Consider the following 13816-nt stretch of genomic DNA (forward strand, 5'->3'; position numbering starts at 1 on the left):
CCGCACTCAGGATCCGTGCCGGACTCCGACGGCATACGCGTCAACTCAGGGGAATGAGCCGACAGTTGACGGAATGGGGGCCGGACGCCCCTTTGAGTCGCCATGATCGGCAGGTCACCCGAAAGCAACCCCTGGCGGGGACAGGCGTGCAAGGATGTCCGGCGCCACTCAGCGGCGGTGCAGGGATCGGTCCCGCCCCGCCGCTCATACATGCCACCACTGCGAATGCCGGGCCGGGGACGCCGTCCCCCTCGTCGGTGTGCGCGAACGACCTATGCAAGGGGGAACGGGGCAATGATCGAGGTTCAGAAACTGACCAAACGTTACGGGGAGACCCTGGCGGTGGACGGGCTCTCCTTCCACGTCGAGCCGGGCCGCGTGACCGGCTTCCTCGGGCCCAACGGGGCCGGCAAGTCCACGACGATGCGCGCCATGGTGGGGCTCGACCGGCCGACCTCCGGTCAGGTGCTCATCGACGGGCAGCGCTACGAGCAGCTGCCCCGGCCGCTGTGCAAGGTGGGCGTCCTGCTGGAGGCCAAGGCGCTGCACGGCGGACGCACGGCGCACGGGCATCTGCTGGGTCTGGCCCGCAGCAACCGCATCCCCGACAAGCGGGTCGACGAGGTCCTGGAGACCGTCGGGCTGTCCTCCGCGGCGAAGAAGCGTGCGGGCGGATTCTCGCTCGGAATGGGCCAGCGCCTCGGCGTGGCCGCCGCCCTGCTCGGCGATCCGCAGGTGCTGCTGTTCGACGAGCCGGTCAACGGCCTGGATCCCGAGGGAATTCTGTGGATCCGCGAGCTGATGAAGAAGCTGGCGGGGGAGGGCCGTACGGTCTTCGTCTCCAGTCACCTGATGAGCGAGATGGCACTGACGGCCGAGCACCTGATCGTGATCGGCCAGGGGCGCCTCCTCGCGGACACCTCCGTCGAGGACTTCATCGAGCGCAACTCCCGCTCGTACATCCACATCCGGACACCCGAACCGGAGAAGATGCGCGACCTGCTCGCCTCCGAGGGCATCCGGGTCGACGACGGACCGGACGGAGTGATCGAGGCCGTCGGCACGACCTTGGAGACGGTGGGTTCACTCGCCTCGAAGAACCAGCTGACGGTCTATGAGATCAGCCCGCGCACGGCCTCGCTCGAAGAGGCATTCATGCAGCTCACAGGGGATTCTGTCGAATTCCGCGCAGACCTGGAGGTGGGTTGATCATGGCGGACACCAGTGCGGCCGTGGCCTTCGAATGGACCAAGATCCGGACGCTCCGCTCCACGGTGTGGACCCTCGCCCTCTTCTCGGTCTCCAGCGTGGGCATCGCCTTCCTCTTCGGATACGTCATGCGCGGCGAGTACGCGGACATGGGCCAGGCGGCCAGGGAGAGCTTCGATCCCGTCGCGTCCGGCTTCAGCGGACTGAAGCTCGGAATGATCGCGATCGTGGTCTTCGCCGTACTCGCCGTGTGCAGCGAGTACTCCACGGGCACGATCGCCAGCTCGCTCACCGCGGTGCCGAGGCGCGGCGTCCTGTACACGGCGAAGATGCTCACCGGGACCCTGACGGCCTTCGCCGTCTCCGTCGTCGTCGTCATCGTCAGCTTCTTCGCCGCGCAACTGGCCCTGGGCAGCCCTGCGGGCGTCTCCGTGACGGATGACGGGGTGCTGCGGGCGATGCTCGGAGCCGTGCTCTACATGACGCTGATCTGCGCGTTCTCCATGGGCATCGCGAGCGTCCTGCGCAGCTCCGCGCTCACCATGGGCATCCTGGTGCCGCTGTTCTTCATGATCTCGACGATCCTGAACAGCATCCCCGGTGTCCAGAAGGTGGCGCAGTTCCTGCCCGACGTGGCCGGCGGACTCATGCTCCGCAGCAAGCCGCCGCAGGGCGACACCGTCCTCACCGCGTGGAGCGGCCTGGCGGTTCTGGTGGCCTGGGTCGTCGTCGCGGTGACCGCGGGCTATCTGGCGATGCGGCGCCGGGACGCCTGACGACGCTCACGGTACGGCCATCGCGCCCTGGCTCCGTTGTGAACATCCGGAGGAGCCGGCGCGGTGGCCGTTCTGCATCGCGGGCACAATTTCGGGCAGAGCGCCCTTCGGTGGTGACATTCCACCGGATCGGTCAGAATCCGCACAGGCGCCGCAAAGAGACTGGCTGCTTTCCTGCTGTTGGCTGAAATCCAGTGTGTCCGTGATTGGCCGGACCGGCTTTTCGTGAAGGCATTCGGAGTCTCTCATTCCCCCCTCGCGGCCACTCGCCGCCGGACCGAGAAATGGCTGGTCGACGGCGGGTCAGCTGGCCGGAAGGCTGCATTCCGAAAAGCCGCGAAGGCGCCCGCGCGCCCGTCGGATTCCCCGGATTGGGGCGATTTTTCCGGTGCGGCGCCCGAGGTCAACTGACGTATGTCATGTGATGTGGATCACGTCTGTGAAATCGTTGTGGCGAAACCATGAAGCCAATACTGTCATGCCCGCCACCACTGGGGGACGGGCCGTATGAAATCTGAAATGCACGGTCGGAGCGCCTAGGCGTGTGCAAAAAAGCAATCAGGACTGCACTCAACGAAGAATGGAGTTCCATCGTGTACAAGGGCGACGTTTCGCTGGTGGAAGAGATCGCGGAGCAGGACTTCGACGGTGTTGCTTACGGTGCTTGCACCACGAACACCTTCTCTCTCTCCGACGCTCTGACCAACACCGGCGGCTGGTGCACCCTGACCGTCGAGTGCCAGCCGAACTGCAACTGACAAAAACAACAACAACCAAAAAAGGACGAGGTGCATCATGAGCGAGGACATTCTCGGTGGATACGACGAGGCTGAGCTCGTCGAGCTGAGCGACGCGGACACCTACGGCGGCACGGGCCCGTGGTGCATCGCCACCATCACCCTGGCGACCGCGGCGATCTGCCCCACGACGAAGTGCACCAGCCAGTGCTGAATGTGACCTCACCGGTTCTGCCGGTGGTCATGTAACACAGTGCGAAGCGGAATGGAGGCCCGTTCGGGCCTCCATTCCGCGGCGTTGACTTCGGCCAGCTTCTACGACATCTCGCGGAAATACGGGAGCAGCACCGTGATATCTCCAGCCAAGTACTACCCGGAGTTCGACAGCGCCGAAGTCGAAGAAACAATCAACCCGCTGGCGCAGTTCGACGAGCAGTTCGTCGGCGTACTCCGCCGGGGCGCAGCCGCACCCGAAGAATCCGCACCGGCCGGGGAATCCGTCCCGAGTGACGAGTCGCGCGCGACGGTGCAGGAATGGCTCGGAAAGCCGGAGCAGTACCCGTTCCAGAGCATCATCAAGAATGTCGCCGCCGCCGTCGCGGACTCCGATCCGCTCGCACCGCACGACAAACTCTTCCTCGACCCGCAGGCCATGCTGGGGCAGCTGCTCGACCGGACCGAGGGCCGCGTACGCGAGGTGTACAGCAGGCCGCTCGTGGCCGCCATCAACCATGCGCGCGAGAGCGGATCGCTCGTCGGTGAGAGCTCCGAGGACCGGTACCGCTACTTCGTGGAGCAGTCGAAGCGCACGTCCTTCGAAGAAGTGAGCGGGCTGTCCTTCCCCGTTCTGCGTGACGTCACGCGCATCCTGCTCCGCAACGCGGCCGAGAGCGTCGACGAGCTGTGCAGCCGGCTGGTCGCCGACAGGGAGGCAATCGCCAGCACCTTCGGCATCGAGGTCGACGACACGATCGTCTCCTGCGGATTCGCCGAGGGCGACGCGCACAACCACGGCCGCAGCGTCTCCGTGCTCGAGTTCGAGTCGGGTTCGAAGCTGGTCTACAAGCCCCGGGACGTGTCCTGCGAGGCGGCGTACGAGAGCATCGCCCGCGAACTCAACAGCCGGATCGGCACCTCCCTGGCCGCCGCGACGGTCCTGGAGCGGGACCACTACGGGTACGTGGAGTTCATCGAGTCGGAGGACGTCTCCGACATCTCCGAGGAGTTCATGCGCGCCAGCGGCGAACTCGCCGCCGTGCTCTACCTCCTCAACGCCCGGGACATGCACTTCGAGAACATCCTGCCGACCCGCCGCGGCCCGGTGCCCATCGACCTCGAGACGATCCTGCACCCCGCGCGCATCCACGTCGGCCCGACCCCGGAGGCTCCGGGCAACGCCTACGAGACGATCGGGCAGTCGATCTACGGCATCGGGATCCTGCCGCTCGTGATGGTCGGAAAGGGCGAGGACGCCGGCCACGTCGACCTCGGCTTCCTCGGTGAACAGGGCCGCGGATCCTCGCCGTTCAAGACGATCTTCTTCGAGAACCCCTACACCGACCAGGTGAGCCTGGTGATCCGCTCGCAGGAGGCGCAGGGCCGGCGGACCGTCGTCAACGAGCTCGCCGAGGAAGAGATCCACGTACTGGGCACGCGCATGGCGGACGGATTCACCCGCGTCTTCCGCGCCATGAAGTCCGCCCCCGGCAGCTGGGACGCCCTGCTGCGCGAGGTGGCCTCCGACGTACGCGTCCGGTACGTGCACAACCCGACGGCCCTGTACGCGCAGACGCTGCGCATGACGTCGAGCGCCGGTGCGCTGGACGACTCCGCCCCGTACGTGGCGCTGCTGAAGCGGATCGCGATCGCCAGCAAGACCTCGGCCCGGGAGCTCGTCCGCTCCGAGATCTGCCAGCTCGCCGAGCGCGACATCCCCTACTTCACCGTTGCCGCCTCGGGCGTGGCCCTGGAGGACGGCGACGGCACGGAGGTGGGCGCCTTCTTCGACGAGTCGCCCATCGACAGGGCGCTGGCCAAGACGGCGGAGATGACCGAGTCGGACCTGCGCGAACAGCTCAAGCTCATCTACTCGGCCTTCTCCTCCCGCTTCCCCGACAACCACCTGACCAGTTCCGGGAGTTCGGACGCGGACACGTCGGCGGTCTCACCGGCCGGGAGCGGGGAGGGCCAGTCCGACGGTGAACTGATCGCCCTCGTGGCCCGTCTCGCCGACAACCTGGTGGAGACGTCGCTGCCCGACAAGTTCGCGCATCTGCCCCGTACATGGATCGGACCGCTCGCCTCCGCCTCGGCCAACAGGCCATGGCCGCCGGGCGTGCTCGGGTACGACCTGTACACGGGCCGCGTGGGTCCCGCGCTGGCCCTGGCGGCTGCCGGCCGAGTCCTGGACGAGCCCCGGTACCGCGAGCTGGCCGAACAGATCTTCTCGACGATGGCGGAGATCCTCTCGGGGCACCGCTACGAGTCGCGCAGCATCCAGCAGGCGGGCTTCGCCGGGTTCACCGGCATGGCCGGAATCCTCTTCGCCCTGGCGACGACGGGCCGGCTGCTCGGACACGAGGAGTGGGTCGGCGCGGCACAGGGCGCGATCCCGCTGGTGCTGGACCAGATGCGCAACCTGCCACCGGGCCAGGTCCCGCTGGACGTGGTGAGCGGAGTGTCCGGTGTGATGTCGTGCGTGAGGGAGATCGGCGGACCGCACGCCGACGACGCCGTCGCGACGCTGACCTCGATGCTCACGAGCGCCCTCAACGGCCCCGGCCACGACTCCCTGCTCGCACAGTCCGGGTTCGCACACGGCGTCAGCGGGCTCATCCACGCGCTGAGCACCGCGCATCCGCTCGTTCCCGGCGAGCAGCGGGCCGTCGTCGAGAGCACGCTGTCGGATCTGATCGACCGGCTGCGGGGGTTCTACGACTCGCGCGAAGGCAACTGGTTCTCCAACGTGGCCACGCCGCAGTCCTTCTCGACCGGCTGGTGCCACGGCGCGACGGGCATCGCCCTCGCGTTGTCCGAGTACGCCAAGGTCTCCGACGACGACGTGGTGCGGCGTATGCAGGACGTCGCCGTCGGCAACCTCATCCGCCACGGCTTCGGACGCAACCTGACGTGGTGCCACGGCGACCTGGGCAACCACGACGTGCTGTCCAAGCTGGCCGGCGACTTCGATCCCACGCTGCAGGACGACGTCTCCAGGATCGAGAAGCGATGGCTGCAACCGGACGTCGTCATCCGGAAGATCGAGGACAACCAGAGCCGGTACGCGCACACCAACAGCCTCATGGTCGGCACCTCCGGGATCATGCTGCACCTCGTCAACCGCCTCGACCCGAGCACCCACATCTCTCCGATCACGCTGACGTTTGAGAGCCGGTAACCCATGGGATTCGCAATCGGAGGCCGCAAGACGCAGAGCCGGATGCCGACGGTCACTCAGGTGACGCAGACGGAGTGCGGACTGTGCTGCGTCGTCTCCCTGCTGCGGTACTACGGACGCGCGGAGGATCTCTCCAGCGCCCGCAACGCGATGGACGCCGGACGGGACGGCCTCAGCGCCGGCCAGCTCGCCCGGTTCCTGCGTACGCGCGGCATGGACGCGAAGCTCTTCCGCGCCAGGGATGTGTCGGCTCTCGAGAAGTTCTCCTCGCCGACGATCATCTACTGGGAGGACTACCACTTCGTGGTCCTCGAGAAGTTCGACGGCCGCAAGGCGACGGTGATGGACCCCGCCGTCGGACGAAGGCGCCTGAGCCGCGAGGAGCTGGAAGCCGGCTTCAGCGGCATCGTCATCTCCGCGGACGTCGGCCCGGACTTCGAGAAGACGCGGGACAAGCCGCTCTCCGAGTGGCGCAACATCCCCCTCTTCGCCGAGGGTTCGCGCAAGCGGATCGCGCTGGTGGGGCTGCTCTCGTTCAGCGGGTACGGAGCGGTCCTCGGCATACCCATGCTCACCGAGTGGGCCGTGGACAGACAGGCGAAATGGCACGGCCTCGACGATCTGCTGCTCGTCCTGCTGATGGTGCTCGGAGTAGGACTCGCCTATCTGGCGATCTACCTCGTCAGGGTCATCGTGCTGTCGTCCGTGGTGGCGCTGCTCGGCAAGCATCTGATGACCCATACGTTCACCAAGCTGCTCTCCCTGCCGTACAAGTTCTTCACCGTCAGGCAACCCGGCGAGCTGCTCTTCCGGCTGAACAGCGTGAACATGATCCGGGACCTGCTGTCGTCGCGTGTGGCACAGGGGATCCTCGACGTCGGAACTCTGATGTGCGTGACGGGGTATCTGTTCTACGTCGAGTGGCGCCTCGGGATGATCGCGCTGGTGCTGTTCCTCCTCAACGCGGCCTACCTCATGAAGACCCGTTCGCGGCTCATGGAGTTCGTCGACGCGGAGATCAGCCAGCTGAGCAAGAGTCAGTCGACGCAGCTCGACGCGATCGTCTCGATCCCCACCATCAAGATGGGCGGCTACGCGGACGAGTTCGTCGAGTCCTGGAGCAAGGTTTACGAGTCGTCGCTGGAGGCGATGAAGGACCGCATGCGCATGCAGCAGGGCCGCATCTCGGGTGTGACGACGACGACCCAGATGTTCGGGCCGATGATCCTGCTGCTGACCAGCCTGTACTTCGTCAGCCACCAGTACATCTCGCTGGGCGCGGCGATCGCGGTACAGGCGGTGTCGGCGACCTACTTCGCCCTGTCGACGTCGGTGTTCCAGACGTACACCGAATTCACCGAGGCCTCCCGGTACATGGCCCGTCTGAACGACATCGCCAACACGGCGCCGGAGACCGGCGGCGGCAACCTGACGCAGCTCCCGTCGACCTCGATCCAGCTCGAGGACGTCAGCTTCCAGTACACGAAGCACAGTGACTTCGTCGTGCGCGGTGTCTCGCTCGACATCGAGGCCGGCTCGAGGGTCGCGCTCGTCGGAGCCTCCGGTTCGGGCAAGAGCACGCTCGGGCGGATCATCTGCGGTCTCTACGAGCCGACGCGGGGATCCGTCCGGTTCGGCGGCCGGGACATGAGCGAGTACGACAAGAACTCACTGCGGCGCAAGATCGGGTACATCCCGCAGGAGATCCACCTCCACAACCGCACCATCCTGGAGAACCTGACGCTGGGACAGGACATCTCCCAGGAGATGGTGCGCGAGTACTGCGAGAGCGTGGGCATCCTCGACTTCCTCGAGGACCTTCCGATGGGGCTCAAGACGCTCGTGTCGGAGATGGGGGCCAACTTCTCCGGTGGCCAGCGCCAGCGGCTCGCGATCGTCCGCGCCCTCCTGCAGCGTCCTCCGATCCTCGTCATGGACGAGGCCACCGCCTCGCTGGACACCGTCAACGAGCGGCGGGTCGGGGAGATCATCGAGGACATCGGCGCGACGCAGGTGATCATCGCCCACCGTCTGGCGACCATCAAGTCGGCGGACCACATCTACGTGCTCGACAACGGGCACGTCGTCGAACAGGGAAGCCACGTCGAGCTGTTGAACAGCGGTTCGGTGTATTCGGATCTCTACGCCGAGGCCCCCACGGACGTCTTCGTTGGAGGCGAACGAGCGTGACCACACCGGACGTGTCGATCCCCGCATTCCTTCCCTTCTATCTGCAACTCGCTCCGCGCAGTTCGGTCGAGAACGCCTTGCGCCCGCTCGTCGCCCGGGTCGCCGAACCGGAGCATCTCGAGAACGTGCTCGACGACGCGTGGCAGGGCCTGGTCGCCGCCGTCGAAGGGCAGGCCTTCCGGACGCTGATCGGTGAGTTCCACGGGTTCCGCGAGAGTTGCGGACTGCCCATGACGACCAGTGGTGGCGAGGCCCTGCAGCGGTTCCGGGGTCACCTCGAAGACGCGGACAACAGCCGTCAGATCATCGACAAGTACGGCGTGTTGAAGGACCGGCTCGAGACGATCCAGCGGAATCTGCTCGACGCGTACACCGACCTCTTCGTCGCGTACGCGGAGGACAGGGATGCGTTGAAGGCCGCGGGGGTGATCCCGGCCTCGGGAGACGCGATCGAGAAGATCTCCCCGGCCGGCTCGGATCCGCACAACGACAACCGCCAAGTGATCCATGTGACGGTGTCCGGCGGTGCCAAAGTGGTCTTCAAGCCCAGGGGCCTGGTCTCGGACCGCTTCGTGAAGGACCTGTACGCGGCGGTCGACCCGTACCTCAAGCACTCGCTGCAGGAGTGCATACCGGCCTCCGTCACCACCAAGTCGCACGGCTGGCAGAAATTCGTCGTCTCCGCGGCCATGGAGTCGCCGGAGCAGCCCGCCCGGTACTTCTACCGGTTCGGTGCGCTGTGCGCCGTGCTCGGTGCCATCGGTGCCTCCGACCTCCACGACGAGAACCTGCTGGCCTGCGGTGAGCACCCCTGTGTCATCGACACCGAGACGATCATCAGGGCCGATGCCGGGGTGGAGAACGACTCCCTGCCGCATGTGCTGATGAACCACATGAAGCTGTCCGTGATCTCCACGATGCTCGTCCCGATGGTGGACCCGTCGTCGCCCATCGACATCAACATGGCCGGTGTCGGCGTCGCCCAGGACCAGGAGTCGAAGAACCTCAAGCGGCCGGTCGTCCGTGACAGCGAGACGGACGGCATCTCCATCAAGTGGGAACCCGTCACGTACAAGCACCACGGCAACGTGTCGCGCCTGGGGGACGAGCGCCTCTCCGCCACGGACTATTTCTCCGAGACGCTGCGGGGATACTTCGACGCGCTCGCATTCGTGAGGACCGATGGCATCGAGAAGATCCTCGACGCCTATCCGGAAATGACGATCCGGAGCCTGCTGCGTTCGACGATGGTGTACAGCAGATTCCTTGACGCTTTCACGCATCCGAAATACCTGGAACGGCCCGAGGAGGCGTCGCGGCTGCTCGGGCTTCTGAAGAACATGCCGGAATACCTCTCTCCCGAGGCAGCGGGTTATGCGCGGGAGGAAGAACGTTCGGCTCTGTACACGGGGAACGTCCCTTACTTCGTCACGCGAAGCGATTCCACGGAACTCGCCACGGTGAAGAATGCTTTCCCCGGGGTATACAAGACGACGCCGGTCGAGATGGCGCGGAGAGGCGTCGTCCAGAATTCCGAGCGCACGGACCTGTATCACCACTTCCTGCTGGAGGAGTGCTTCGGCGAGGCGGTCGGCGAAGACGATCCGGCAGGTCTCTCCTCGCAGAGCCTGTTCGGCGGACCGGTCCTCACAGGTGCCCGCCCCGGAACGTGGTGGCCGGAGATCGCGCACAGGATCGCAGCCGTCAGCGTGCCCTTCGAGGGGGAGGCCGGCAAGGAGATCGGCTGGCTGTGCGGAATCGGTCCCGAGCGGAACGCTCCGACCATGACCGCCGGCAACTTCATCTCCTTCCACGACTCCGGCGGCATCATCACGTTCCTGGAGAGGGCGTCGCGTCACGGAAAGGACGCCGAGGCCTCCTGGAAGGCGGCCGATCGCGGGCTCTCGACGCTGCTGTCGCGGTACGGCGATGCGCTGATGCAGACGCCGGAATCGGTGTTCACCGGCGCTTCCTCCATGCTGCTCGCGAGACCTTCGGAGGTGGACCGCGAGCAGCTGGAGAAGATTCTCGACAAGACCGACGAACGCCATGCAGCCGGCGAACTCGAGAACGACCTGGCAAACGGTCCCGCGGGCCTTCTCATGCTTCTTCTCTCCCGGATGGGGAGCAGCAGAACGAGCGCCCTGTGCGGTGAGGACCGGATCGCCCGGCTCCGTGACCTGGCCCTCGCCCACGTCGAGGCGACCAGAGAGGCCAAGTGGTTCGACGTCGCGCACGGCGAACTGGGCCTGCGGTGGGCCCTCTCCCGTACGGGCAGAGTGCTCGGCGACGAGTCCCTGGTGAGCGGGGCGGCGGACTGGCTGATCGACCGGTCGGAGTCGGGCGAGGAAACGCCCTATTCGGGATGGTGCAACGGCGCGGCCGGCCTGCTGCTGGCTTCGGCGGAGATTCTCTCGGCGGCCGGACGCGAGGAATGGCTGTCCGGCGGGCGAATGCAATATCTCCTCGACAAAGCAACCCGGCTTCCCATGGATCAGCCGTTCGATTTGTCGGTCTGCCACGGGAGCAGCGGCGTGGTCCAGTCATTGCTCGCCACCAGTCGCATTCTGGGCGACGAATCCCTTGTTACCCGTGCGTCGGAATATCAGGAACTCGTTCTTGACAGGGTTCGTGCGAACGGGTTCTATACAGGGGCTGGAGGGCGGACATCACTGCTGGGATACATGTTCGGGTGGTCCGGAATAGGTGACACGGACGCCATGCTTCATTCCGCTGTGAACAACAGTGGATTCAGTGCCGAAGCCGTGCATATTCCGGTCGCGCTTTCCAGCGGAATTCTCGACTGACGGACAGCACCAGGAGGTACAGAATGAAGAAGAACCGTGGCAGCTGGGGTGTCGTCGTCGCTGTGGGCGGTGCGATTGCGATCACGAGCGCCTACAGCGAGAACTACGTGCTTGCCGTCGTCGTCGCAGTTCTGACCGTCGCGCTCGCCCTGGGCGTCTTCTTCAAGTTCGACCGCAAGCACTCGTAGCCCCTTCAGGCCGAAGGGGAGCGCATCGAGAGAATGCGCCACAATCGAAAGGATGATCCGGGGTGCGGCTGTCGATACTTCTCCCCTTCGGTCCTGTACGGCCCGAGCAGGTGGTTCCGTTCGCGAACCTCGTGAACTGGACGTGCGCCGACCGCCTGTGGCAGGGCCACGGCATGCTGCTGGACAGCCACCACCTGATCAACTGGCTCGCCGGCATCGGGATCAGGATCCCCAGTGGATTCGGCGTGTCCCTGATGCCGCTCCGCTCCCCGTACCAGGCGGCGGTCGAAGCCCGCTCCGTGGCGCTCACGACCGGACACTCCGTCGTGGCCGGGTTCGGCCCCGGGGGTCTTGCCGCACAGCGCAGCTTCCTGGGCAAGCCCTACGCCAGCCAGATCGGCGCAAGCCGGGAGTACATAGAGATCGTCCGCGGGCTGCTGGACAGGGAGACCGTCGAAGTCGACGGTGACCACTACTCCGCGGTGGCGAGGCTCCTCGAGTACAAGCCCGCGCCCGTCTCGGTGGGCCTGGGCGTGCTGCGCGAGAAGATGGCCGCACTGGCGGGCGAGGTCGCCGACGTGGCCATCACCTGGCTCGGCGCCGCCTCGTACCTGGACCGGATACTGATGCCGGCCATGGAGAAGGGCGCGCAGGACCGGAAGTTGGAGGAGCCCGCGAAGGTGACGGCCATCGTGCCCGTCGCGCTCTCAGGCCCCGACCGCAAGGTCACCGACCTCGCGGCCGCCTCATGCGGCCAGCACATCCAGGCCCCGCACTATCAGGACGCGCTGAAGAAGGCCGGCATCGCCATCTCGGGCGACGGGGATCCAGCTGACGCCACCAAGCTCGTGGACGGCGGAGTGTTCCTGTACGGAACGGCCGAGGAGATCCACGAACGGCTCGACGAGTACCGCGCCATCGGCGTGGACGAGGTCGTGCTGAACGCCACCGGCGTCGGGTTGGTCGCGGGCCCGCGCGAAGCCGCACGCGATCTTCTGGAGATCCTCAACGCCGCACCCTGACCGCGGAACTTCTCGGTCGACGGGGCGGGGACCGGCTTCACGCCCCCGGCCACCAGACCGACAGAGCCAGAGTGAATGCGGCACGCGCCCCGAGAGGGATCGGGGCCGCTGTCCGCGCTGCCCCGGCCGGCGCCCCCCGCCGGCCGGGGCCTCTTCTGCGCGAACGTCTCCGAACATGCAGAACGCCGTCGTCTACGCACGTAGAACGACGGCGTTCGTGTGCGCCCCCGGCAGGACTCGAACCTGCGGCCAAGCGCTTAGAAGGCGCCTGCTCTATCCACTGAGCTACGGGGGCCGGTCTCGGTCGCGGAAGCGGGCGTGCCTCCGGGTGACCGTGGCGCGGTCAAGGATAGGGGTCCCCGTGGCTGGCGCTGATTGCTTCACGTCCGCGACACCATGTGGAGGTTCAGTGAAGCGCTCCCGATAATCGCAGGCCGGTACGATTCGTGCAGCGGTTTTGGCGGTGTGCCGGGCGGGTGTTGCGCAGTCGTTATGGCTTCGGCGGCGTTGGCGGCGCCGTCGTGTGGGCCACATGGGGCGAATGGCTGCATTCGTATCCGAAACCGATTCTTTTCATTGCGCAGTGCCGTGGATACGCTTCAAAAAGACGCCAAATTTGGGCATTCTGCGCATGTGGCGATCTTGAACGTACGGCCCGAGCTGCTCGACGCACTGACTGCGCTCCGCGAAGGAGTCGCCGCCGCACGCTTTCCGTTGCCCCTCCCGGGCGCCGACCGCGCCCGCCGTTCGCGGGACGAACTGCTCGCACAGATCGACGACTACCTCATGCCGCGGCTGCGCGTACCGCAGGCACCGCTGCTCGCGGTTGTCGGCGGTTCGACCGGCGCGGGCAAGTCGACGCTCGTCAACTCGCTGGTGGGACGCAGGGTCAGCGAGTCGGGGGTGCTGCGTCCGACGACGCGTACACCCGTACTCGTGTGCCATCCCGATGACCGTCACTGGTTCTCGGGAGCGCGGATCCTGCCCAGGCTCGACAGGGTCTGGATGCCGCGACAGGACGGACCCGTAGGGGAGTTCGACGTCTCGGCACAGGGATGTGCCACCGACGAGCTGATCGGTGCGGAAGAGGCTGCGGCGGAGGACGAGAACGGCGAGCGCGCACTGCGGATCGAGACCGAGGCGGCACTGCCGCCCGGTCTCGCCCTGCTCGACGCCCCCGACATCGACTCCCTCGTCGCACGCAACCGCGACCTGGCGGCCGAACTCCTCTGCGCCGCCGACATCTGGGTGCTGGTGACGACGGCCGCGCGGTACGCGGACGCGGTGCCCTGGCATCTGCTGCGCACGGCCCGGGAGTACGACGTCACGCTTGTGACCGTCCTCGACCGGGTGCCGCACCAGATCGCGTCCGATGTGGCGCGTCAGTACGGGTCGTTGCTGATCCGCGAAGGGCTCGCGGACGTTCCGCGCTTCACCGTCCCCGAACTGCCGGAGTCGGCCGGCGGATCGGGGCTGCTGCCGGCGACCGC

The 13816-nt window shown here is 66.4% G+C and carries 10 protein-coding genes and 1 tRNA gene; 10 read left to right on the forward strand and 1 reads right to left on the reverse strand.

Annotation, left to right across the window (positions count from 1 at the left end; genetic code table 11):
- Positions 1-294 precede the first annotated feature (294 nt).
- The 9 genes from H5J26_RS20975 (at position 295) to H5J26_RS21015 (ending at position 12326) form a co-directional block, all read left to right on the forward strand.
- Entirely contained in the window at positions 295-1209 is a 915-nt protein-coding gene (locus H5J26_RS20975; RefSeq protein WP_181767463.1) for an ABC transporter ATP-binding protein, read from the forward strand.
- A 2-nt stretch (positions 1210-1211) separates the two neighbouring features.
- Positions 1212-1985 (forward strand): ABC transporter permease subunit, encoded by a 774-nt coding sequence (locus H5J26_RS20980; RefSeq protein ID WP_181767464.1) that lies wholly within the window; start codon positions 1212-1214, stop codon positions 1983-1985.
- A gap of 593 nt (positions 1986-2578) precedes the next feature.
- The gene (locus tag H5J26_RS20985; protein WP_309238006.1) at positions 2579-2743 is read left to right on the forward strand and encodes a plantaricin C family lantibiotic; all 165 of its coding nucleotides are present in this window, start codon (positions 2579-2581) and stop codon (positions 2741-2743) included.
- A 37-nt stretch (positions 2744-2780) separates the two neighbouring features.
- The gene (locus H5J26_RS20990) at positions 2781-2936 is read left to right on the forward strand and encodes a class II lanthipeptide, LchA2/BrtA2 family (RefSeq protein WP_181767465.1); all 156 of its coding nucleotides are present in this window, start codon (positions 2781-2783) and stop codon (positions 2934-2936) included.
- Between the two features lie 135 nt (positions 2937-3071).
- The gene (locus tag H5J26_RS20995) at positions 3072-6119 is read left to right on the forward strand and encodes a type 2 lanthipeptide synthetase LanM family protein (protein ID WP_181767466.1); all 3048 of its coding nucleotides are present in this window, start codon (positions 3072-3074) and stop codon (positions 6117-6119) included.
- A 3-nt stretch (positions 6120-6122) separates the two neighbouring features.
- Entirely contained in the window at positions 6123-8309 is a 2187-nt protein-coding gene (locus H5J26_RS21000) for a peptidase domain-containing ABC transporter (RefSeq protein WP_235980879.1), read from the forward strand.
- Positions 8306-11116, forward strand: coding sequence for a type 2 lanthipeptide synthetase LanM (gene lanM, locus H5J26_RS21005; RefSeq protein WP_181767467.1), 2811 nt, complete (start codon positions 8306-8308; stop codon positions 11114-11116). Before H5J26_RS21000 ends, lanM begins: the two co-directional genes overlap by 4 nt.
- A 23-nt stretch (positions 11117-11139) precedes the next feature.
- Entirely contained in the window at positions 11140-11304 is a 165-nt protein-coding gene (locus tag H5J26_RS21010) for a hypothetical protein (RefSeq protein ID WP_181767468.1), read from the forward strand.
- Between the two features lie 62 nt (positions 11305-11366).
- Positions 11367-12326, forward strand: a complete 960-nt coding sequence (locus tag H5J26_RS21015) for an LLM class flavin-dependent oxidoreductase (RefSeq protein WP_181767469.1) — start codon at positions 11367-11369, stop codon at positions 12324-12326.
- Positions 12327-12548: 222 nt separating this feature from the next.
- On the opposite strand, the gene H5J26_RS21020 is transcribed toward H5J26_RS21015, so the two are convergent.
- Positions 12549-12621: transfer RNA gene (locus tag H5J26_RS21020), tRNA-Arg, on the reverse strand.
- Between the two features lie 338 nt (positions 12622-12959).
- Between H5J26_RS21020 and H5J26_RS21025 the strand changes: the two genes are divergently transcribed.
- The coding region (locus tag H5J26_RS21025) for a dynamin family protein (protein ID WP_309238007.1) at positions 12960-13816 on the forward strand (857 nt) is incomplete at its 3' end.

The sequence above is a fragment of the Streptomyces albidus (ex Kaewkla and Franco 2022) genome, assembly GCF_013870515.1.
Classification (GTDB): Bacteria; Actinomycetota; Actinomycetes; order Streptomycetales; family Streptomycetaceae; genus Streptomyces; species Streptomyces albidus.